The organism is Streptomyces sp. NPDC050548, assembly GCF_044457385.1.
GTDB lineage: Bacteria > Actinomycetota > Actinomycetes > Streptomycetales > Streptomycetaceae > Streptomyces.
This window is the reverse complement of the sequence record NZ_JBITGV010000014.1, coordinates 196,688-217,464: the sequence shown is the minus strand read 5'-3', so window position 1 is coordinate 217,464 and position 20,777 is coordinate 196,688. Positions and strand designations below refer to the sequence as shown.

The window sequence follows — 20,777 nt, the reverse complement described above, 5'->3', positions numbered from 1 at the left end:
CCCGGCACACATGGTTGCGCGGTCAACTGGAAGCAGCCCCGCTCAGGACGACGGCTCCTGCGCGGATGGGCCGCCGGTCCATCGATCCCCGCCCTCGACCGGCGGCCCCGGCAAGCGTGTCGCGGGCGGGATCACACAGGCGTTGTTCACGAAAACGCAACACCCGTTCCCAATATGCGGACATTGAGGGCTGTGACCTCGACAAACAGGACGTTTGGCTGTCACTCTCCCGCCATGCACCTTGCCCCTCGCGCACCGCGTCGCGCGATAGCCGCCGTCACCATAGCCCTCTTCGCCACCGCTGTCGGCTGTGCTCCGCAACCGGACGACAAGGCCTCCGACAAGGCCTCCACGTCCGCCGGGGCCACCTGCGCCAAGGGCAAGCTGGCCACCCAGACCTCCGGCAAGCTGACGATCGCGACGGACGAACCGGCGTACGAGCCCTGGTTCGAGGACGACAAGCCGGCCAACGGCAAGGGCTTCGAGTCGGCGGTCGCCTACGCCGTGGCGAAGCAGCTCGGCTACGACAAGAGCGCCGTCGTCTGGCAGAGCGTCCCCTTCAACAAGGCCTTCGCGCCCGGTGTGAAGACCTTCGACTTCGACATCAACCAGGTGTCGATCAGCGCCGAGCGCAAGAAGGCCGTCGACTTCTCGTCCGGCTACTACGACGTCCGCCAGGCCGTCATCGCGCTCAAGAGCAGCAAGGCCGCCAAGGCGACGACCATCGCGGGCCTGAAGGGCCTCAAGCTGGGCGCCCAGGTCGGCACCACGAGCCTGAACTACATCAGCGACGTGGTGAAGCCGACGCAGCAGGAGGCCGCGTTCTCCAAGAACGACCAGGCCGTGTCCGCGCTCAAGAACGGCCAGGTCGACGCCATCGTCGTCGACCTGCCGACCGCCTTCTACATCACCTCTGCCGAGGTGACCAACGCCAAGATCGTCGGCCAGTTCGAGAACCAGGGCGGCACGCCCGAGCAGTTCGGGCTCGTCCTCGACAAGGGCAGCGATCTCACCTCGTGCGTGACGTCGGCCGTAGACGCGCTCCGCAAGGACGGCACCCTGGCGGCGCTGGAGAAGCAGTGGCTGTCCGACGCCGTCGACGCCCCGGTCCTCAAGTGACCGTGGTGAAGGACGAGTCGGGCCGGGAGGGCGCGGACGACAAGGGCGACATGCCCGGCGGGGGCGACGCGTACGTCCCCTCCGAGCGCCGCCTGGAGCGCGAGCGCCACAAACGCGCGCGTGCCCGCCGCGCGACCGCGATCGCCGCGGTGTCGACCCTGGTCACAGCCGTCGTCCTGTATGTGGTCGTGGTCAGCGCGCCGGGCTGGGAGCGCACCAAGGAGACGTTCTTCGACGGGCACTACGCGCGCGAGGCGTTCCCCAAGGTCCTCGAAGGCCTGTGGCTGAACATCCGGCTGCTGCTGATCTGCGGTGTCCTGGTGCTCGTCCTGGGGATGCTGATCGCCGTCGCGCGCACCCTGCGCGGCCCGGTGTTCTTCCCGCTGCGGGTGCTGGCGGCGGCGTACACGGACTTCTTCCGCGGACTGCCGCTCATCATCAACCTGATGATCGTCGTCTTCGGAGTGCCCGCACTGCGCCTCCAGGGCGTGACCGTCGACCCCGTGTGGCTGGGCGGTACGGCGCTGACGCTGACGTACTCGGCGTACGTCGCCGAGGTGTTCCGCGCCGGCATCGAGTCCATCCACCCCTCGCAGCGTGCCGCGGCCCGCGCCCTGGGTCTGACCAACCGGCAGGCGCTGCGGCACGTGGTGCTCCCCCAGGCCGTACGCCGACAGGTGCCACCCTTGTTGAACGATCTGGTGTCCCTCCAGAAGGACACCGGGCTCGTGTCGATCGGCGGCGCGATCGACGCCGTACGGGCGTCCGACATCATCGCGCAGCGCGCCCTCAACTACACGCCCTACATCGTCGCGGGGCTCGTCTTCGTGGCGCTGACCATCCCGATGACCCGCTTCACGGACTGGGTGACCGCGCGGATGGACCGGCAGCGCGCCCAGGGAGGCACGACATGAGCACCGACGACACCGCTCCCGTGCTGCGCATGGAGTCCGTCCGCAAGACCTTCGGTACGTCCGTCGTCCTGCGGGACGTCGACCTGGAGGTCCCGCAGCACACCGTGACCGCGCTGATCGGCGCCTCCGGCTCCGGCAAGTCGACATTGCTGCGGTGCGCGAACCTCCTGGAGGACATCGACGACGGCGCGATCTGGCTGGACGGCGAGGAGATCACCGATCCGCGCGTCGACCAGGACGCGATACGGCGCCGTATCGGCGTGGTGTTCCAGGCGTACAACCTGTTCCCGCACATGACGGTCCTGGAGAACATCACTCTCGCCCCGCGCCGGGTGCACGGCGCGTCCCGCGCGGAGGCCGAGGCACACGCGCGTGAGCTGCTGGAGCGGCTCGGGCTCGGGGACAAGGCGGGCGCCTACCCGGACCGGCTCAGCGGCGGTCAGCAGCAGCGGGTCGCGATCGTGCGCGCCCTTGCCGTACGGCCCCGGCTGCTGCTCTTCGACGAGATCACCGCCGCGCTCGACCCCGAGCTGGTCGGTGAAGTGCTCGCCGTCGTCCGGGACCTGAAGGACGAGGGCATGACCATGGTGCTGGCCACGCACGAGATGGGCTTCGCCCGGGACGTAGCCGACCAGGTCTGTTTCCTGGACGGAGGCGTGGTCCTGGAGCGCGGGACCGCCCAGCAGATCTTCGGCGACCCGCAGCAGGAGCGCACCCAGCGCTTCCTGCGACGGATCGTGGAGGCGGGCCGGCTGTAAGGGGCGTAGGCCTGGAGGCCGGTGCTTACGCCTGACGTGCCGGCCTTAGGCGTCGGCCTTCCCCGCCCCCGCCAGCGCGGCGACCCGCTCCACGCCGAACACGTACCCCTGCACACCGCACCCCGCGATGACACCGTCGGCGCGCAGCGAGACGTAGGAGTGGTGCCGGAACGACTCGCGCTGGTGGATGTTGGAGATGTGGACCTCCACCACCGGTAGACCGTCACAGGTGTTGAGGGCGTCCAGGATCGCGATGGACGTGTGCGAGTACGCCCCCGGGTTGATCACGATGCCGCAGTGGTTGAGCCGCGCCCCGTGGATCCAGTCGACCAGCTCGCCCTCGTGGTTGGACTGCCGGAAGTCCACCGTGCCGCCGTGCCCGGCCGCCGCCTTGACGCACAGCGCCTCGACGTCGGCGAGCGTGTCGGAGCCGTAGATCTCCGGCTGGCGCTGGCCGAGGAGGTTCAGGTTGGGGCCGTTGAGGATCATGATCGGGGCGTTGGCCAGGGTGCGGGGCACGGTTCCTCCGGTCCGTTCGGACATGTTGTTCGAGGTGGGCCGCCGGTTGGCGACCGCTGCTCGGACCCGGTCTATCACGCCGCCTCCGCACCACCGCGCGCCCCCGTAACCGACGTTCACTGTGGGTAGTTGACGCGGCATGCGCGATGCACCCACCGTAAACACCCCGTCCATGCTCCGCCTCGCGACCGCCTCGCTCGCCGGCACCGCGATCGAGTTCTACGACTTCTTCGTCTACGGCACGGCGGCGGCCCTGGTCCTCGGGCCACTGTTCTTCCCGACGTTCTCGCCCGTGGCGGGGACGCTGGCCGCCTTCGGGACCTTCGGTGTGGGCTTCGTGGCGCGACCGCTGGGCTCGATCCTGTTCGGGCACTTCGGGGACCGGCGCGGGCGGCGGCCGGTGCTCGTCGCCTCGCTGCTGCTGACCGGCGCCTCGACGGTCGCGGTCGGCTGCGTACCGTCGTACGCCTCGATCGGGGTGGCCGCTCCCGTGCTCCTTCTGGTGCTGCGTTTTCTGCAGGGCCTGGGGCTCGGTGGGGAGTGGGGCGGTGCGGTGCTGCTGACCGCCGAGCACGCGCCCGCCGGGCGGCGCGGACTGTGGTCGAGCTTTCCGCAGATCGGGCCGGCGGCGGGGTTCCTGCTGGCCAACGGTGTGATGCTCGCGCTGTCGGCGACCCTGACCGACGCGCAGTTCGCGCAGTGGGGCTGGCGTGTGCCGTTCTGGGTGGCCGGGGCGCTGGCCCTGGGCGGGCTGTGGCTGCGTTCGTCGCTCGTCGAGAGCCCCCGGTTCCTCGAAATCGACGACCACGCGCGCGTGCCGCTCGCCGAGGTCGTGCGCGAGCACTGGCGGCTGGTCCTGCTGACCGCCGGCGCGCTGTCCGTGGGCTACGCGATCTTCTACGCGGTGACGACGTGGTCCCTCGCCTACGGCACCGAGCGGCTGGGGGTCGGCCGTACCGAGATGCTGGCCTGCATCATGGCCGCGGTGGTGGTGAAGGGCTCGCTGACCCCACTGGTGGCGCTGCTGAGCGACCGCTACGGGCGCCGACCGCTGTGTCTGCTGGGGTGCACGGCCGCCGCGCTGTGGATGTTCCCGATGGTCGCGCTGCTCGCCACGGGAGCGCCGCTGCTGATGTTCCTCGGCTTCCTGGGGGCGCTGCTCGCGTTCGTGACGATGTTCGCCGTGCTGGGCGCGTATCTGCCGGAGCTGTACGAGCCGCGGGTGCGCTGCACAGGTGCCGCCGTGGGCTACAACCTCGGCGGGGTGCTCGGCGGCGCGCTCACCCCGATCGTGGCGACGGCGCTCGCCGAGCACAGCGGGCGCGTTCCCTGGAGTGTGGGCGCCTATCTGACGGGGGTCGCGCTGTTCAGCCTGGGCTGTTTCGCGCTGCTGCCGGAGACACGGCCGGTGCGGGTCGCGGTCCCGGAACCGGCCACCGGGTGACACGGCTACGGGTTGATCGCCAGCTCCAAGTACGCCGCGAACAGCACCAGATGGACGCCGCCCTGGAGCGGTGTCGCCCGTCCGGGCACCACGGTCAGGGAGCTGACCACCACGGTCAGGGCGAGCAGCACCATGTGGGTCGAGCCGAGGCCGAGGACGAGCGGTCCGGAGAGCCAGATGGATGCCAGGGCGACGGCGGGGATGGTGAGGCCGATGCTGGCCATGGCCGAGCCGAGCGCGAGGTTGAGGCTGGTCTGTACGCGGTCGCGGCGGGCTGAGCGCAGGGCGGCGATGGTCTCGGGGAGCAGGACGAGCAGCGCGATGATCACGCCGACGACGGCGTGGTGCAGCCCTGCCGCCTCGACTCCGGACTCGATGGTCGGCGAGACGCCCTTGGCCAGGCCTACGACGCCGATGAGGGCGAGGCCCAGCAGGCCCAGGCTGATCAGGGCGGTGCGGGCGGTCGGCGCGTCCGCGTGGTGGTCCTTGGTGATCACCGCGCCCTGGCGGGAGACCGGCAGGAAGTAGTCGCGGTGCCGCACGGTCTGCGTGGCCACGAAGAGGCCGTACAGGGCGAGTGAGGACAGTGCGGCGAAGGTGAGCTGGGCGCCGGAGAACTCCGGGCCCGGCTTGCTGGTGGTGAAGGTCGGCAGGACCAGGCTGAGCGTGGCCAGGGTCGCCACGGTGGCGAGGGCGGCGCCGGTGCCCTCGGGGTTGAAGACCGCCGTGCCGTGGCGCAGGGAGGCGACGATGAGAACCAGGCCGACGATGCCGTTGCAGGTGATCATGACGGCCGCGAAGACGGTGTCCCTGGCGAGGGTCGAGCTCTTGTCGCCGCCGTCGGCCATCAGGGTGACGATCAGGGCGACCTCGATGATCGTGACGGCGACGGCCAGGACCAGGGAGCCGAAGGGTTCGCCGACGCGGTGGGCGATGACCTCGGCGTGATGCACCGCGGCCAGGACCGCTCCGGCGAGGACCAGGGTCACCAGGGCGACGACCACGCCGGGCAGGTCCTTGCGCCCCCAGGTGAAGATCAGCAGGACGACTGCGAGCACCGGTACGAAGGTCGTCCACCGGGTGGTGAGCGACCTGAGCCGAGTGATCATGAAGAGATCCTCGCAGAGGCGTACGGGCCCCGCACTCCGGCGCCGCGGAGCCCGTCGCGCGCTACTTGAACTCGGTCATGTCCAGTACGTCGCAGTCGGTGAAGGACGGCGGCCTGGTACACAACGCGGCCATCTGCTGGGCGAATTCGGTGGTACCGGGATCGTTGCTGTTGCGCATGGCGTCCTCGTACGAGTCGAACTCGATCACGACGAGGACGTGGCCGGGCTTGTTCCGGTCCCGCAGGACGAGGCGATGGGTAGGCCCGCCGTCGCGGCCGGCCATGCGCTTGTCCGCCTCCTCCGCCAGTGCTCGCATCTCGTCGAAACGGTCGGTCTCGAAGTCGACGATCTGCACGAACTTCATCGATGCGTCCATGAATGCCTCCACCCGGCCGTGACGCCCCCGGGGCGGGGGCGCTCGGTATCCAACGAAGCACCGGGAGCGGTGGTCGGCAATTCATCGTGCGGTGCTCCCGGTGATCGTTGTTCCTACGTCCGGCGTGGTCAGGCGTCGATGCTGTCCTTCGGAGCGCCTTCGGTCCCCGCCTGCGCCGCCTCGGCCGCCGCCGTCCTCTTGTTGGCCATCAGGCTGGTGATCGTGGTGACGACCAGGACCCCGCAGATCACGCCGAGGGAGACCGGGATGGAGATCTCCGGGACATGGACCCCGGACTCGTGCAGCGCGTGCAGCACCAGCTTCACGCCGATGAAGCCGAGGATCACCGACAGGCCGTAGCTGAGGTGGACCAGCTTCTTGAGCAGGCCGCCGATGAGGAAGTACAGCTGCCTCAGGCCCATCAGGGCGAACGCGTTGGCCGTGAACACGATGTACGGGTCCTGGGTGAGGCCGAAGATCGCGGGGATGGAGTCGAGGGCGAACAGGACGTCCGTCGTACCGATGGCGAGCATCACGACCAGCATCGGGGTCATGACCCGCTTGCCGTTCTCCCGGATCCACAGCTTGGTGCCGTGGTACCGGTCGGCCACGCCGAAGCGGCGCTCGGCGGCCTTGAGCAGCTTGTTCTCCTCGAACTCCGCGTCCTCCTCGTCGGCCCGGGCCTCCTGGATGAGCTTCCAGGCGGTCCAGATGAGGAAGGCGCCGAAGATGTAGAAGACCCACGCGAAGTTGGCGAGGACGGCCGCGCCCGCCGCGATGAAGATGGCCCGCAGGACCAGGGCTATGAGGACGCCGACGAGCAGCACCCGCTGCTGGTACTGCGAGGGCACGGCGAACTTGGCCATGATCAGGACGAAGACGAAGAGGTTGTCGACGCTCAGCGATTTCTCGGTGATGAATCCGGCGAAGAACTCGCCGCCGGCCTGGCCGCCTCCGAAGACGAGCAGGCCGAGTCCGAAGAGTCCGGCCAGGGCGATCCAGACGACGGTCCAGATTCCGGCTTCCTTGATCGACACGTCATGCGGCTTGCGGCCGATGAAGAAGTCGACGGCGATGAGGGCGGCCAGCCCCACGATGGTCAGGACCCACAGGGTCACGGAAACATCCACTACTGCTCCTCCGGCGGTATTAACGGCAAATGGTCAGCGTCGTCGCTACCGGAGGTCTCTTCCACCTTGGACGGGCGTCCAGGGCCGACGCCCCGGGATCTGGCCTGATCCGTATTGACGGGTACGCCGCAGCAGATAGGGAGTACTCCCCTCCGTACGGAAGAGCTTACCCCAATCACCAAGGAAAGGTAAAGAGATGGGCAAAAGAAAGGCAACCCAGCAGGTGAGGGCTCTTTACCTGTACTTGGTGCGAGCCGTCGCGACCTCGGTCAGCACCCGCTGGAGCACCTGGCTGCCGGGCGGCACGGACGAGGGCTCGTACGTCCAGGCATGACCGACCCACGGGTCGGCGAGATGGTCGTCGGGCAGCGGGGTGAGTCGCATCAGCGAACGCCAGAGCGGGTCGAGCAACGGGCCGTAGCCCGCCGCGTCCTCACGGTCCGCGACCATCATCAGGTGGACGCCGACGGACGGACCCTCGTCCGCGAGATAGCGCAGCTGGGTCACGGCACGGTCGTCGAAGCCGTGCGGGAAGTCGTTGACGATCAGCAGCTGTTCGGCCGTGTCGAGGCCGGGCGGCAGCGCGTCGGCGGCTCCGCCGCGCACCGCCATCTGCACCAGATCCACCCGCTGCGTGAGCCGGGCCAGCACGTCCGCGACCCCGGCGGCCCCCACGGCGGGCGGCGCCGCGAGCACACCCGTGTGCACCAGCGGGACCAGCGCCTGCGCCGCCGAACCGGCCGGGTCGATGACGTGCACGGCGAACTCGCCCACCGGATAGACGGCCAGCAGCCGGGCCGCGTGCGCCACGGCCGTGTCGAGCGCGAGGCGCCTCAGCTCGTGGGAGTCGGCGAACGAGCCGTCCAGGGACTCCCCGCCACCGCTGTCGATCCACAGACCGCGCTCCAACGGCAGCCTGACCAGCATCGGGATCCGCAGGTCGGGGCTCTCCGGGAGATGGAGGTCGCCCAGGCGCAGCGCCATGGGGATCTCCATCGGGACGCGGTAGCCGTGCCAGACCGGGTTGTCCCAGCCGGCGAACGCGAGCGGGAGCGCGGGTTCGACCACCTCGGACTCGGCGGCCAGCTGGGCGAGGTCCCGGTCGAGGGCCGCCCGCGCCTGGTCGACGAGTTGGGCGTGCTTGGCCTGGGCCGCTTCACGGGCCGCGTCGCCCTGACCGCCGATCCGGCTGCGCGGGTCGGACAGCGCCTGGTCGAGCTCCTTCTCCATGCGCGAGTCGGCGAAGTCGACCGCGCTGCGGTAGGCGGCCATGGTGCGGGCCAGGTCCTCGAACATGCCCCACACCTGGTTGTAGAGCCGCTCCTCCATCGACCACCCGGTCGCGTCACCGGCGACGGGCTGCGCGGCCTGTCCGGGCGGAGCCGGGGGCACGGTCGGCGCGGGCGAGGGGGGCGCCCCGGTCTGCCGACGCGGGTGGCTGTAGTCGATCGGGCCACCGGTGGCGGGGGCGGCGGGCTGGGTGGCGGCCGGGTCCGCCGGGTATCCGGACGGCGGCGCCACAGCACCTTGTGCACCGTACGGCGAGGTCGACGGCTGCGGTCCTACGGCACCGGAGGCACCCGGTGTCGTAGCGCCGCTCCCCTCCGGGCCGATTCCCGGTGTGGTCGTCTGGCGGGTGCGGTCGCCGTCCGCGGTGCGCGGCGGGGGCGTTGCCACGGAGCGGGCCAGGCCCCGGGCCACCGCTTCGTTGATGCCGCCCGCGAGGTGGGCGGCCTGGGGCAGGCCCTGGTCGGTGAGGAGTTCGGCCAGACCGCCCGCGTAGCCCTGGCCGACGGCGCGCACTTTCCAGGCGCCCTGTCTGCGGTACAACTCCAGGGCCACGACGGCCGATTCGGCGTCCAGGCCGGTGATCGTGTAGCTGGCGACCTCGGTGCCGTCCAGGCCCGTGACCGCCACGAAGGGTGCGGCGACGGCCCCGAAACGGGTGGGGCCGTCGGCGCCGAGGGGCAGCGCGAGCAGCACGCTGACGCGGTGCACGGCCTCCGGCATGGCGCCGAGGTCCACCGCGAGGCGGTGGTCGGCGGCGGCCTGCTTGGAGACCTCAAGGCCGGGCAGGGTGGGTGTGCCCGGGTGGGCCACCCACTCGACGCCGTGGATCCTGCCGCGCTCGTCGCCGAGCGTGGCGGCGGCCACGACCGGCTTGCCGGCCGCGACCCGGATCTCCAGACGCATCTGGGAGAGCGGGTGGTTCTGCCCTCGCACCAGCTCGGCCGCCATCGCTCTCGTCCCCCTGCTCAGCCGTGTCGTCTCGTGTGCCGGGCCGCCCTAGAGGTGCGGCAGGATCGCCGGCATCAGGTCCTGGAAGGTGCGGCCGTTGGTCGGTGTGCCGAGGGCCGTCAGTGTCCAGCCGGAGCCGGAGCGGTGCACCTTCGCCATGATCTGGGCCGTGTACTGGCCGCCGCCCGCCAGTGTGTAGCGGGCCAGTTCCTGGCCGTTGGTCTCGTCGACCAGGCGGCAGAACGCGTTCTGCACCTCCTGGAAGGTCTGGCCCGTGAAGGAGTTCACGGTGAAGACGATCTGGTCGATGTGGACCGGCACGCGCGCGAGGTCGACGAGGATGGCCTCGTCGTCCCCGCCCTGGCCGACACCGCCGACGAGGTTGTCACCGGTGTGCCGGACGGAGCCGTCGTCGCTCACCAGGTGGCGGAAGAACACCACGTCGACCGGCTGCTTGTCGGCGAACAGCACGGCGGACGCGTCGAGGTCGATCTCCCGGGTGCGCGAGCCGAACAGACCGCGCCGGGGTGCCGCCTGCCAGCCGAGACCCATGCGCACCGCGGTCAGGCCGGTCCCGTCGTTCTTCTCAAGACTGATGGCCTGACCCTTGGTCATGTTGACGGTCACGGCTGTTCCCCTCTCGAACTGTCCCCTGTTGCCGCGGAATCCGCGGCTGCCCAGAACCCTACGCAGCGGCACTGACAGTGCCGAACCCCGCATCGGACTTTGTGTCGGTCTTGCAACACAGAGCGCATATCCCGAGGTCCGGCACTCCCCCGAGGAGGTCAGGCGATACCCGCCTCCCTCATCTGCCGCAGCTCCTTCTTCATCTCGTGCACCTCGTCGCGCAGCCGGGCGGCGACCTCGAACTGCAGGTCCGCGGCGGCGGCGCGCATACGCGCGGTCATCTCCTCGATCTGCTCGGCGAGTTCGGCCGCGGGACGGTCGGTCGGCACCCCGTCCTTCGCCTTCCCCTTGGCCGACTTGGACGCCTTGGCGGCCTTGCCGCCGAGCGCGGGCACGGGGGCCTTGGCGCCCTTGCCGTCCTTGGCCTTGCGATAGCCCGAGCCGAGCAGCTGCTCCGTGTCGACGTCCTCGCGGGCGATCTGCGCGACGATGTCGTTGATCTTCTTGCGGAGCGGCTGGGGGTCGATGCCGTGCGCCGTGTTGTACGCGACCTGCTTCTCCCGGCGGCGGTTGGTCTCCTCGATGGCCTTCTCCATCGCCGGGGTGATCCGGTCCGCGTACATGTGGACCTGGCCGGAGACATTGCGCGCCGCGCGGCCGATGGTCTGGATCAGGGAGGTGCCGGAGCGCAGGAAGCCCTCCTTGTCGGCGTCCAGGATGGCCACCAGGGACACCTCGGGCAGGTCGAGGCCCTCACGGAGGAGGTTGATGCCGACCAGGACGTCGAACTCGCCCGAGCGCAGCTCGCGCAGCAGCTCGATGCGGCGCAGGGTGTCGACGTCGCTGTGCAGGTAGCGGACCTGGATGCCGAGTTCGAGGAAGTAGTCGGTGAGGTCCTCGGCCATCTTCTTGGTGAGGGTGGTGACCAGGACGCGTTCGTCCTTCTCGGTGCGCTTGCGGATCTCGTGCACCAGGTCGTCGATCTGGCCCTCGGTGGGCTTGACGACGACCTCGGGGTCGATGAGGCCGGTGGGGCGGATGATCTGCTCCACGGCGCCGTCCGCGCGCGAGAGTTCGTACTTGCCGGGGGTCGCCGACAGGTAGACCGTCTGTCCGATGCGCTTCTGGAACTCCTCCCACTTCAGGGGGCGGTTGTCCAGGGCGGAGGGCAGTCGGAAGCCGTGGTCGACGAGGGTGCGTTTGCGGGAGGCGTCGCCCTCGTACATCGCGCCGATCTGCGGGACCGTGTTGTGCGACTCGTCGATGACGAGCAGGAAGTCCTCGGGAAAGTAGTCGATCAGGGTGTTCGGCGCGGAGCCGGGTTCGCGGCCGTCGAAGTGCATCGAGTAGTTCTCGACGCCGGAGCAGGAGCCGATCTGGCGGAGCATCTCCAGGTCGTACGTGGTGCGCATCCGCAGGCGCTGGGCCTCCAGGAGCTTGCCCTGCTTCTCCATCTCGGCCAGCCGCTCGCCGAGTTCCTTCTCGATGTCGTTGACGGCCCGCTCCATGCGCTCGGGGCCCGCGATGTAGTGGGAGGCCGGGAAGACGTAGAGGTGCTCGTCCTCGCTGATGATCTCGCCGGTCAGCGGGTGGAGCGTCGAGAGGGCCTCGATCTCGTCGCCGAACATCTCGATGCGGACGGCCAGTTCCTCGTAGACCGGGAAGATCTCGATGGTGTCGCCGCGGACCCGGAAGGTGCCCCGGGTGAAGGCCACGTCGTTGCGCGTGTACTGGATGTCCACGAAGCGGCGCAGCAGCTGGTCGCGGTCGATCTCGTCGCCGACCTTGAGGGGGACCATGCGGTCCACGTACTCCTGCGGAGTACCGAGGCCGTAGATGCAGGAGACCGAGGCGACCACGATGACGTCGCGGCGGGTGAGCAGCGAGTTGGTCGCGGAGTGGCGCAGGCGCTCGACCTCCTCGTTGACCGAGGAGTCCTTCTCGATGTAGGTGTCCGACTGCGGGACGTAGGCCTCGGGCTGGTAGTAGTCGTAGTACGAGACGAAGTACTCGACCGCGTTGTTCGGCAGGAGCTCGCGGAACTCGTTGGCCAGCTGGGCGGCCAGGGTCTTGTTCGGCGCCATCACCAGGGTGGGGCGCTGGAGCTTCTCGATCATCCACGCGGTGGTGGCGGACTTGCCGGTGCCGGTCGCGCCGAGCAGGACGACGTCCTTCTCACCTGCCTCGACGCGCCGGGCCAGCTCGGCGATGGCCGCCGGCTGGTCGCCGCTGGGCTGGTAGGAACTGACGACCTCGAAAGGCGCCACCGTGCGTTCGATGTGGGAAACGGGCCGCATGGAACCAACCGTACGACCCGCCACTGACAACGGGGTCGGATCAGCGGTTCTGCGGGGTGCGGGAGCGGCGGTGTCCGAGGTCGCGGTCGGCGCGGACCGGGGTGCGCCGGGGGTGCGGGACGACGGCGCCGGCCGGGACGCCGGGCTTGTGCTCGACGGGGAGCCGGGCGGGCCTGCCCATGACCATCAGCGGGTCGAACATCACGACGACGCCGGCCAGGAGGAGGAAGGCGAGGGGGCCGATCATCATGGGCGCGAGCAGTGACGCGGCGGAGACTCCGTCGGTGGTCGCGGCCGTGCCGTGGACGTGGACGGTGAGGGCGGCCATCCCGGTGTAGTGCATGCCGGTGACGGCGAGCCCCATGACGAGGCTCGCGCCCACGCTCCACAGGAATCCGCGGACCTGTCCGGCCGCCCACAGGGCGCTGATCGCGGCGACGACCGCTATGACGACGGAGGCGGTGACGGTGAAGGTGTTGTATTCGAGCTTTCCGTTGAGGCGCATGCTGGCCATGCCCAGGTAGTGCATCGAGGCGATGCCCAGGCCGGTGAGGGTGCCGCCGGTGAACAGGGCCGTTCCCCTGGCCCCCCGGTAGCCGACGATGAAGATCCCGACGCCCACCATGACGATGGCGACGGCGAGGCTCGCGAAGGTCATCGGTTTGTCGTAGTGGACCGGTGTCTGGCGGACCGAGAAACCCATCATCGCGATGAAGTGCATCGTCCATATGCCGGAACCGATCGCCGCCGATCCCAGGGCGAGCCAGCCGGGCCTCCAGGACTGGGTCACGAGCATCGATCTGGTGGTGCAGCGCAGGCCGAGCGCACCGCCGAGGCAGGCCATGAGATAGGCCACCAGCGGTGTGACGAGTCCGTAGCTGAAACCGTCGACCGTGCCCTGCATGCGCAGTAACCCCTTCCGCCCTGTTCCGTCCCGCAAATTCCTGAAACCCGCCCAGCCCCAGGACCGCAGGAACGGTCAGGGTCGACGCAGAGAGTATGACCCCCACCGGAATGGTCGAACGATTTTCCGGCAAAGAAACACGGCCCTGCCCCACTTGTGCGGCACCGGTGAGCGGACTTGGGCAACTCCATTCATTCTGTGTCCATCCTGTACCCCACGGGTAGTGACGTTCCGCTGTCACTCTTGAGCTGTATGTGATCGCTCGACGCGAGGAGTACGCATGCACCTGCGCGCAGTTGCCGCCTCGACCACCGCGCTCCTGGGGGCCGCCGCCCTCCTGCTCCCCTCCCCCCGGGCCAGTGCCGGTGACGCCACCCAGTGGCCCACCGTGGTCGCCCATCGCGGCGCGTCCGCCTACGCCCCCGAGAACACCCTGGCCTCCATCGACAAGGCGGCCCGGCTCGGTTTCCAGTGGGTGGAGAACGACGTCCAGCGCACCAAGGACGGCGAACTCGTCGTCATCCACGACGACAGCCTGAAGCGCACCACCGATGTCGCGAAGGTGTTCCCCGACCGGGCCCCCTGGAAGGTGAAGGACTTCACGGCCGCCGAGATCGCCCGCCTCGACGCGGGCAGCTGGTTCGGCCCCGCGTTCACGGGCACGCGCGTGCCCACGCTCACGCAGTACATGCGCGAGGTGGAGCACAACCACCAGAGCCTGCTCCTGGAGATCAAGAACCCCGAGCTGTACCCCGGCATCGAGCAGCAGACCCTCAAGGTCCTGGGCAACGAAGGGTGGCTCGACCAGTCCCACCTCGACAGCCGGCTGATCGTCCAGAGCTTCAGCGCGGACAGCATCCGGATCGTGCACGACCTCGCCCCGGGCATCAGGACCGGCTTCCTCGGTACGCCGCCCCTGTCCGCCCTGCACGAATACGCCGCCTACACCGATCTGATCAACCCCTCGTACGGCTCGATCTCCACGAGCTACGTCTCCGCCGTGCACGGGTTCACGGGCCCGCACGGCACTCCGATGGAGGTGTACGCCTGGACCGTCGACGACGCGCCCACGGCGTGGAAGGTCGCCGGGTACGGCGTGGACGGCCTCATCACCAACAGACCGGACGTGGTGCGGTCCGCGCTGAACGGGTTCTGAGAGCGCTCGCGGGGCGTTGTCAGTGCCGGGTCGTACGGTGGGCGCATGGACAGCCATGGGCAGAACGAGCAGCGGATCGTGTGGACCGTCGTCGGCACCGACATCGGTCCGCTGCTGCTGGCCGCGACACAGGACGGCCTGGTCAACGTCGTGTTCCATGCCACGGACGCGGTGCGCGAGAGGACACTCGACCGGCTGGCGTCCCGGCTGGGCACCGAACCGGTCGAGGCGCCCGGCTCCCCCTTGCTGGCCGAGGCGATACGCCAGTTCGAGGCCTACTTCGCCGGAGCCCGGCGCGACTTCGACCTGCCGCTCGACTGGTCCCTGATCTCCGGCTTCAACCGCCAGGTACTGCGCGAGCTGGCGTCCGGCGTCCCGTACGGCTCGGTCGTCGGCTACGGCGACCTGGCCGGGCGGGTCGGTCAGCCGCGCGCGGCCCAGGCGGTGGGGGTGGCGATGGGTTCGAACCCGCTGCCGGTCGTCGTGCCCTGCCATCGGGTCGTCGAGAGCGACGGCGGCATCGGCGGATTCGGCGGCGGCCTGGAGACGAAGAGGAAACTGCTGGCACTGGAGGGGGTCCTGCCCGAGCCGTTGTTCTGAGCGCTCGGGCAGGGGCTGGGCCGGGCGCCGGTCGGCCACTCCTGAAAAGCCCGGTTTCCGATGCCCCGCGAAGGGTGGCCGGGAGGCCGAGCCGGTAGCAGACTCCGCCATGCGCGCGCACAGCCACTGGCATCCGGGGGATCGGAGCCGAAGGGACGGCGATCACGCATGAGTGGAAGCGGAAACAGGGCAGTCGCGTATCTCAAGCCGGGAGCGGTGGAAGTCAGGACCGTCGACCACCCGACGCTCGAACTGCAGGACGGGCCGGGAGTCGCCCGCGCCAACGTCGGCCGCAAGGTCCGGCACGGGGTCATCCTGAAGGTGCTCGCCAGCAACATCTGTGGCAGCGACCAGCACATGGTGCGCGGTAGGACGACCGCGCCCGAGGGGCTGGTCCTGGGACACGAGATCACCGGAGAGGTCGTCGAACGGGGTCCCGACGTCGAGTTCATCGACGTGGGCGACATCGTCTCCGTACCGTTCAACATCGCCTGCGGGCGGTGCCGCAACTGCAAGGAACGCAAGACCGGCATCTGCCTGAACGTCAACCCGGCCCGTCCGGGGGCGGCCTACGGCTATGTCGACATGGGCGGCTGGGTCGGCGGTCAGGCCGAGTACGCCATGGTCCCGTACGCGGACTTCAACCTGCTGAGGTTCCCCGACCGGGACGAGGCACGCGAGAAGCTGCTCGATCTGACCATGCTCTCGGACATCTTCCCGACCGGTTTCCACGGCGCGGTCACCGCGGGCGCCGGGGTCGGGTCCACGGTGTACGTCGCCGGGGCGGGTCCGGTCGGTCTCGCGGCGGCGGCGTCGGCGCAGCTGCTGGGCGCCGCGGTCGTCATCGTCGGCGACCTGAACCCCGAACGCCTGGGCCAGGCAAGGAGTTTCGGCTGCGAGACCGTCGACGTCTCGCGTGGTGACATCGGGGAGCAGATCGCCGAGATCATCGGCGAGCCGGAGGTGGACGCGGCGGTCGACGCGGTCGGCTTCGAGGCACGGGCACACGGCCCGAACGCCCCGGAGGCGCCGGCGACCGTCCTCAACTCGCTGATGGGCGTCACGCGCGCGGGCGGTGCCCTGGGCATCCCCGGGCTGTACGTCACCGATGACCCCGGCGGGGTCGACGAGGACGCCAAGAGCGGCACCCTGAAGGTGCGGCTCGGCCTCGGCTGGGCCAAGAGCCACCGGTTCACGACCGGTCAGTGCCCGGTGATGACGTACCACCGGAGTCTGATGATGGCGATCCTGCACGGGCGCGTGCACATCGCGAAGGCCGTCAACGCGACCCCGATCGCGCTGGAGGACGCACCGCGCGGCTACGCCGAGTTCGACCAGGGCGCCAGCCGCAAGTACGTGCTCGATCCGCACGGGACGCTGGCCGGCATCAGCCCGGTCTGACGCACGGGAACGCGGGGGCCACGCACGCGTGGCCCCCGTTTTCCATGTCGGACGGTGATGATGTCTCCCACAGCCCGCGAGGGTTTGACCGGGGGCCGAGCCCGCCAGGGATGAGGGAAGACCGAACGACAGGAGGCGCGTGGTGCTGGTGGTGTCCGAGGAAGTACGCGAGGCGATCGACGCGCGTCGACCCGTGGTGGCCCTGGAGTCGACGATCATCGCGCACGGGCTGCCGCGCCCGCGCAATCTGCAGGTGGCACTGGAGCTGGAGGCGGCGGTACGGCAGGAGGGTGCCGTACCCGCGACGATCGCCGTGCTCGACGGACGGCCCCATGTCGGCCTGGACAAGGAGCAGTTGGAGCGGGTCGCCAACGAGGACGGGATCCGCAAGCTCGGCCACCGCGACCTGCCGCTCGCGGTGGCGGCGGGGGCCAGCGGGGCGACCACGGTGTCCGCGACGGCGCTGCTGGCGGCGCGGGCGGGCGTCCGGGTGTTCGCGACCGGCGGGCTCGGCGGGGTGCACCGGGAGTGGACGGTGACGCAGGACGAGTCCGCCGACCTGGGGCTGCTGGCGTCCACCCGGATCACGGTGGTGTGCGCGGGCGTGAAGTCGATCCTGGACGTGCCGGCGACCTTGCAGCGCCTGGAGACGCTGGGCGTGGCCGTCGCCGGATACGGCACGGACCGCTTCCCCGGCTTCTACCTCTCCGACTCCGGATACCCCGTGGACTGGACGCTGGAGACCCCGCAGCAGGTGGCGGCCGTGATGCGGGCGCAGGACGCGCTCGACGCCCCGGAGTCGACGCTGATCGTCGCCAACCCCGTGCCCGAGGACGAGCAGTTGGATCCCGCGCTGCACGCGCGCGTGCTCGCCGACGCCCTGCACGCGTGCGAGGCGGAGGGCATCACCGGGCAGGCGGTCACCCCGTTCCTGCTCGGCTACCTCGTGGAGCACACCGACGGTGCCTCGCTGAGCGCCAACCTGGCGGCCGTGCGCGGCAACGTACGGCTGGCGGGGCGGATCGCGGCGGCCTGGGCCGAGGAGGCGTGACGACCGGGCCGGCCGGCGCGCTCCTGGTCGTCGGGGACGTGATCACGGACATCGTGGCCCGGCATCGGGGTCCGCTCGCCCCGGGCACCGACACGGCCGCCGTGATCCGGACCGTGCCGGGCGGCGCGGGCGCCAACGTGGCGTGCTGGGCGGCCCATTGGGGCTGTGCGGACGTACGGCTGCTCGGCCGCGTGGGCGCGGATGCGGCGGCGTGGCACGAGCGGGAACTGGTCGCCTCCGGGGTACGGCCCCGTCTCGTCGTCGATCCGGAGGCGGCGACCGGGACGGTGATCTGCCTGGTCGACACGGGGGCGTCGGCCGAGCGGACGTTCCTCACCGACAGTGGCGCGGCGCTACGGCTCGGCCCCGAGGACTGGTCGGACTCGCTGCTGGACGGCGTCGTACGGCTGCATCTGTCGGGGTATCTGCTGTTCTCCGAGCCCAGCCGGGCGTTTGTGGCCGCGGCCGTGGAGTCGGCACGCGCGCGTGGGGTGCCGGTGAGTCTGGATCCGGCGTCGGCGGGGTTTCTCGTGGAGCTGGGTGTGGACCGTTTCCTGGCGCTCGTCGAGGGGGTGGACGTGTTGCTGCCCAGCCGGGACGAGGCGTGTCTGCTCACCGGGTTGCCCGATCCGGCGGACGCGGCGGCCAAGTTGAGTCGTCACGTGCCCCTGGTGGTCACCAAGCAGGGCGCGCAGGGGGCCTTGGTGGCCCACTCCGGGACGGTCCACGCGCGCGTGCCGGCCGAGCCCGCCACGCCCCGGGACACCACGGGCGCGGGCGACGCGTTCACGGGGGCGTTCCTCGCGACGCTGCTGACGGGCGCCGATCCCGAGAAGGCGGCGCGGGAGGGGTGCCGGGCGGGGGCGCAGGCGGTGGAACGGGTGGGAGGGCGACCACCCGGGCGGGAGTGACGCAGCGCCCCCGCCTCTCTCACCTGCCCGCCTCCCTCACCCGCTCGGCGTCAACTCCCGCCCGTCGCCTACGCCTTCCGCCCCCACGTCGAGATCATCGGTGCCGTAGCCAGGTCCATCGTGCCGGAGGCGACGTTGGCCAGATGGCGGTCGATGTCCTCGTCCGTGGCAAGGCCGGCGTCGACGAGTTGGTCGCGGATCTGGCGGACCGTGGCGGACTCCAGGGCGGCGCAGGCCGGTGAGGTGACCGGGAAGTACGCGTCGGCCTCCACCCGGCGCAGACCGGCCTCGCGGAGCAGTCGCGGGAGTTTGCGGCCGTAGGCGAGGTCGGCGCCGCGGTCGGCGAGGAGGGCGCGGAAGCCGTTGCGGAGACGGTTCGCGAGTTGCTGCTCGGGGCCGTGTTCGTCGGGGCAGAGCAGGGGTTGCAGGGCAGGGTCGGCGTCCTCGATCAGGAGGCGTCCGCCGGGGCGCAGGGACTTGATCATCGAGCGCAACGCCCGTTCCCGGTCCGGGACATGGACCAGGACGAGCCGCGCGTGCACGAGGTCGAAGCCCTCCCCCGGCGGTTCCTCGGCGCCCACGTCATGGACGCGCACCTCGATCGGCGTGCGGGCCACCGAGGCGACCTGGGAGGTGTCGATGTCGGTCGCGAGAACCTTCCCGGTCGGTCCGACCTTCTTGGCCAGCCAGGACACCACCGACGTGCCGCCGACGCCGACCTCCCAGACCCGCCAGCCGGGTCCGACGCCGAACCCCTCCATGTGCCGGAACGTCGTGGGGTCGAAGAGCGTGGCGAAGGCGTCGAAACGCTGCCCCGCCTCTGACTGCCGGTTGTCGAGGAGATATCCGTCGGATCGCGTCATGCCGCGATCATCCCAGTTGCTCCGCTTGTCGGCAGGGGTCGACGCTCCGGTTCGGAACGCCCGCGCACGGCTTCGTCCACAGGCGGGAACAAAGCGGAGGATTCCGTTCCCACAGGCTTACCCGCCGCTCACGTCGGCCTGGCAAACTGGCACGCCAAGGCGCAGAAATGCGATGCGAGGGGATCCAAGCAAGGAGATCCGGATGTCCATGGCAGGGAATCTTCGGAAGGTCACGGGCCTGGGCAGGGTCGGCGGCCTCCGCAAGGTGGCGCGGCTGGCGCGTCGGCGCCCCCGGGTCGACCTGAGCCACCACGCCCGGTCGCCCCTGGGCTCCTCGGTGGTGAAGTGCGTCACGTATCAGGACGGCGCCCGGGTCCCGGTCGGCGGCGATCTGGTGGACGCCGTCGAGCGGATCCGCAAGAAGGACGACGGGTTCGTCTGGCTCGGTCTGCACGAGCCGACGAACGAGGAGTTCGCGGGCATCGCCGAGCTGTTCGACCTGCACCCGCTGGCGGTCGAGGACGCGATCGAGGCCCATCAGCGTCCGAAGGTGGAGCGCTACGGCGAGACGCTGTTCGCGGTGTTCAAGACGGTCTGCTACGTCGAGCACGAGAAGCTGACGGCGACGAGCGAGGTCGTGGACACCGGCGAGATCATGGTGTTCGTCGGCGCCGAGTTCGTCATCACCGTGCGGCACGGACGGCACGGCTCACTGGGGCCGCTGCGCGAGGAGTTGGAGTCGAACCCCCGGCAGCTCGCCAAGGGGCCGGCCGCGGTGCTGCACGCGATCGCGGACCACGTGGTCGACGACTATCTGAGCGTCACGGACTCGGTGCAGGCGGACATCGACCAGGTGGAGACGGACGTGTTCGCGGAGAACGGCGCGCGGGCCGACCCGGGCCGTATCTACCAACTCAAGCGAGAACTGCTGGAGTTGAAGCGGGCGGTGGTCCCCCTCAGCGGCCCGCTTGAGGCGTTGTCCACCCGGCCGATGCGAGTGGTCGGACCGGAGATACAGGCGTACTTCCGCGATGTCTCCGACCACCTGCTGCGGGCGAAGGAACAGATCGCGTCCTTCGACGAACTGCTCAACTCGATTCTGCAGGCGCACCTCGCCCAGGTGACGGTCGCGCAGAACGAGGACATGCGGAAGATCACGGCCTGGGCAGCGGTGATCGCCGTACCGACGATGGTGTGCGGTGTGTACGGCATGAACTTCGACCACATGCCGGAGCTGCACTGGCGGTTCGGCTATCCCCTGGTCCTCGGCGTGATAACCGTGGCCTGTCTGGCGCTGTACCGCGGTTTCCGGCGCAACGGCTGGCTCTGAACCACCCGGCGGCTCAGAGCACAACCGTCC

General features: G+C 70.1%; 19 protein-coding genes. 10 read left to right on the top strand and 9 right to left on the bottom strand.

All coding sequences use genetic code 11. From position 1 onward, the window contains the following. Positions 1 to 234 precede the first annotated feature (234 nt). From ACIBJH_RS33475 to ACIBJH_RS33465, 3 genes are read left to right on the top strand one after another with little or no spacing between them, the layout of a single operon-like run. Entirely contained in the window at positions 235 to 1,119 is an 885-nt protein-coding gene (locus tag ACIBJH_RS33475; RefSeq protein ID WP_399120651.1) for an ABC transporter substrate-binding protein, read from the top strand. Beyond that, positions 1,116 to 2,033 (top strand): amino acid ABC transporter permease, encoded by a 918-nt coding sequence (locus tag ACIBJH_RS33470; protein WP_399120650.1) that lies wholly within the window; start codon positions 1,116 to 1,118, stop codon positions 2,031 to 2,033. The genes ACIBJH_RS33475 and ACIBJH_RS33470 overlap by 4 nt, the downstream gene beginning before the upstream one ends. After that, positions 2,030 to 2,791, top strand: a complete 762-nt coding sequence (locus ACIBJH_RS33465) for an amino acid ABC transporter ATP-binding protein (RefSeq protein WP_399120649.1) — start codon at positions 2,030 to 2,032, stop codon at positions 2,789 to 2,791. The genes ACIBJH_RS33470 and ACIBJH_RS33465 overlap by 4 nt, the downstream gene beginning before the upstream one ends. Positions 2,792 to 2,836: 45 nt before the next feature. On the opposite strand, the gene aroQ is transcribed toward ACIBJH_RS33465, so the two are convergent. Next, positions 2,837 to 3,310 carry a type II 3-dehydroquinate dehydratase gene (gene aroQ / locus ACIBJH_RS33460; protein WP_399120648.1) on the bottom strand — a complete coding sequence of 158 codons (474 nt, stop codon included), beginning with the start codon at positions 3,308 to 3,310 and terminating at the stop codon, positions 2,837 to 2,839. A 172-nt stretch (positions 3,311 to 3,482) separates the two neighbouring features. On the opposite strand from aroQ, the gene ACIBJH_RS33455 reads away from it, so the two are divergent. After that, positions 3,483 to 4,754, top strand: coding sequence for an MFS transporter (locus tag ACIBJH_RS33455; protein ID WP_399120647.1), 1,272 nt, complete (start codon positions 3,483 to 3,485; stop codon positions 4,752 to 4,754). Positions 4,755 to 4,759: 5 nt separating this feature from the next. On the opposite strand, the gene ACIBJH_RS33450 is transcribed toward ACIBJH_RS33455, so the two are convergent. From ACIBJH_RS33450 to ACIBJH_RS33420, 7 genes are all read right to left on the bottom strand, one after another. After that, a complete protein-coding gene (locus ACIBJH_RS33450; protein ID WP_399120646.1) occupies positions 4,760 to 5,863 on the bottom strand; it encodes a calcium:proton antiporter in 1,104 nt (367 codons plus the stop codon). A gap of 61 nt (positions 5,864 to 5,924) precedes the next feature. Next, complete coding sequence (locus tag ACIBJH_RS33445; protein WP_399120645.1) at positions 5,925 to 6,239, bottom strand: hypothetical protein; 315 nt, start codon at positions 6,237 to 6,239, stop codon at positions 5,925 to 5,927. A 128-nt stretch (positions 6,240 to 6,367) separates the two neighbouring features. Further along, positions 6,368 to 7,369 (bottom strand): TerC family protein, encoded by a 1,002-nt coding sequence (locus ACIBJH_RS33440; protein ID WP_399120644.1) that lies wholly within the window; start codon positions 7,367 to 7,369, stop codon positions 6,368 to 6,370. Positions 7,370 to 7,603: 234 nt separating this feature from the next. Then, positions 7,604 to 9,607: a TerD family protein gene (locus tag ACIBJH_RS33435; protein ID WP_399120643.1), complete on the bottom strand. Its 2,004-nt coding sequence runs from the start codon at positions 9,605 to 9,607 to the stop codon at positions 7,604 to 7,606. 48 nt (positions 9,608 to 9,655) lie between these two features. Then, entirely contained in the window at positions 9,656 to 10,234 is a 579-nt protein-coding gene (locus ACIBJH_RS33430; RefSeq protein WP_200710494.1) for a TerD family protein, read from the bottom strand. 158 nt (positions 10,235 to 10,392) lie between these two features. Next, on the bottom strand, positions 10,393 to 12,531 hold the full coding sequence (gene uvrB, locus ACIBJH_RS33425) for an excinuclease ABC subunit UvrB (protein ID WP_399120642.1): 2,139 nt from the start codon (positions 12,529 to 12,531) through the stop codon (positions 10,393 to 10,395). A 40-nt stretch (positions 12,532 to 12,571) separates the two neighbouring features. Further along, the gene (locus ACIBJH_RS33420; protein WP_399120641.1) at positions 12,572 to 13,435 is read right to left on the bottom strand and encodes an MHYT domain-containing protein; all 864 of its coding nucleotides are present in this window, start codon (positions 13,433 to 13,435) and stop codon (positions 12,572 to 12,574) included. A 280-nt stretch (positions 13,436 to 13,715) separates the two neighbouring features. On the opposite strand from ACIBJH_RS33420, the gene ACIBJH_RS33415 reads away from it, so the two are divergent. The 5 genes from ACIBJH_RS33415 (at position 13,716) to ACIBJH_RS33395 (ending at position 18,554) form a co-directional block, all read left to right on the top strand. Further along, positions 13,716 to 14,591 carry a glycerophosphodiester phosphodiesterase gene (locus ACIBJH_RS33415; RefSeq protein WP_399120640.1) on the top strand — a complete coding sequence of 292 codons (876 nt, stop codon included), beginning with the start codon at positions 13,716 to 13,718 and terminating at the stop codon, positions 14,589 to 14,591. A 45-nt stretch (positions 14,592 to 14,636) separates the two neighbouring features. Next, on the top strand, positions 14,637 to 15,191 hold the full coding sequence (locus ACIBJH_RS33410; protein ID WP_399120639.1) for a methylated-DNA--[protein]-cysteine S-methyltransferase: 555 nt from the start codon (positions 14,637 to 14,639) through the stop codon (positions 15,189 to 15,191). A gap of 168 nt (positions 15,192 to 15,359) precedes the next feature. Continuing rightward, a complete protein-coding gene (gene fdhA, locus ACIBJH_RS33405; RefSeq protein ID WP_399120638.1) occupies positions 15,360 to 16,592 on the top strand; it encodes a formaldehyde dehydrogenase, glutathione-independent in 1,233 nt (410 codons plus the stop codon). Positions 16,593 to 16,731: 139 nt separating this feature from the next. After that, a complete protein-coding gene (locus ACIBJH_RS33400) occupies positions 16,732 to 17,643 on the top strand; it encodes a pseudouridine-5'-phosphate glycosidase (RefSeq protein ID WP_026178375.1) in 912 nt (303 codons plus the stop codon). Next, the gene (locus ACIBJH_RS33395; protein WP_399120637.1) at positions 17,640 to 18,554 is read left to right on the top strand and encodes a carbohydrate kinase family protein; all 915 of its coding nucleotides are present in this window, start codon (positions 17,640 to 17,642) and stop codon (positions 18,552 to 18,554) included. Before ACIBJH_RS33400 ends, ACIBJH_RS33395 begins: the two co-directional genes overlap by 4 nt. Positions 18,555 to 18,622: 68 nt before the next feature. Here the strand turns inward: ACIBJH_RS33395 and ACIBJH_RS33390 are convergent, their stop codons facing one another. Continuing rightward, positions 18,623 to 19,417 carry a methyltransferase domain-containing protein gene (locus tag ACIBJH_RS33390; protein WP_399120636.1) on the bottom strand — a complete coding sequence of 265 codons (795 nt, stop codon included), beginning with the start codon at positions 19,415 to 19,417 and terminating at the stop codon, positions 18,623 to 18,625. Positions 19,418 to 19,619: 202 nt separating this feature from the next. Here ACIBJH_RS33390 and ACIBJH_RS33385 point away from each other — a divergent pair, with 202 nt between their 5' ends. Beyond that, a complete protein-coding gene (locus ACIBJH_RS33385; protein ID WP_399120635.1) occupies positions 19,620 to 20,747 on the top strand; it encodes a magnesium and cobalt transport protein CorA in 1,128 nt (375 codons plus the stop codon). The last annotated feature ends 30 nt before the right edge of the window (positions 20,748 to 20,777 follow it).

Coding starts and splice junctions, on each gene's coding strand:
- ACIBJH_RS33475 (WP_399120651.1), top strand. CDS start 235: ATGCACCTTGCCCCTCGCGCACCGCGTCGCGCGATAGCCGCCGTCACC.
- ACIBJH_RS33465 (WP_399120649.1), top strand. CDS start 2,030: ATGAGCACCGACGACACCGCTCCCGTGCTGCGCATGGAGTCCGTCCGC.
- ACIBJH_RS33455 (WP_399120647.1), top strand. CDS start 3,483: ATGCTCCGCCTCGCGACCGCCTCGCTCGCCGGCACCGCGATCGAGTTC.
- ACIBJH_RS33450 (WP_399120646.1), bottom strand. CDS start 5,863: ATGATCACTCGGCTCAGGTCGCTCACCACCCGGTGGACGACCTTCGTA.
- ACIBJH_RS33445 (WP_399120645.1), bottom strand. CDS start 6,239: ATGGACGCATCGATGAAGTTCGTGCAGATCGTCGACTTCGAGACCGAC.
- ACIBJH_RS33435 (WP_399120643.1), bottom strand. CDS start 9,607: ATGGCGGCCGAGCTGGTGCGAGGGCAGAACCACCCGCTCTCCCAGATG.
- uvrB (WP_399120642.1), bottom strand. CDS start 12,531: ATGCGGCCCGTTTCCCACATCGAACGCACGGTGGCGCCTTTCGAGGTC.
- ACIBJH_RS33420 (WP_399120641.1), bottom strand. CDS start 13,435: ATGCAGGGCACGGTCGACGGTTTCAGCTACGGACTCGTCACACCGCTG.
- ACIBJH_RS33415 (WP_399120640.1), top strand. CDS start 13,716: ATGCACCTGCGCGCAGTTGCCGCCTCGACCACCGCGCTCCTGGGGGCC.
- ACIBJH_RS33410 (WP_399120639.1), top strand. CDS start 14,637: ATGGACAGCCATGGGCAGAACGAGCAGCGGATCGTGTGGACCGTCGTC.
- fdhA (WP_399120638.1), top strand. CDS start 15,360: ATGAGTGGAAGCGGAAACAGGGCAGTCGCGTATCTCAAGCCGGGAGCG.
- ACIBJH_RS33390 (WP_399120636.1), bottom strand. CDS start 19,417: ATGACGCGATCCGACGGATATCTCCTCGACAACCGGCAGTCAGAGGCG.
- ACIBJH_RS33385 (WP_399120635.1), top strand. CDS start 19,620: ATGTCCATGGCAGGGAATCTTCGGAAGGTCACGGGCCTGGGCAGGGTC.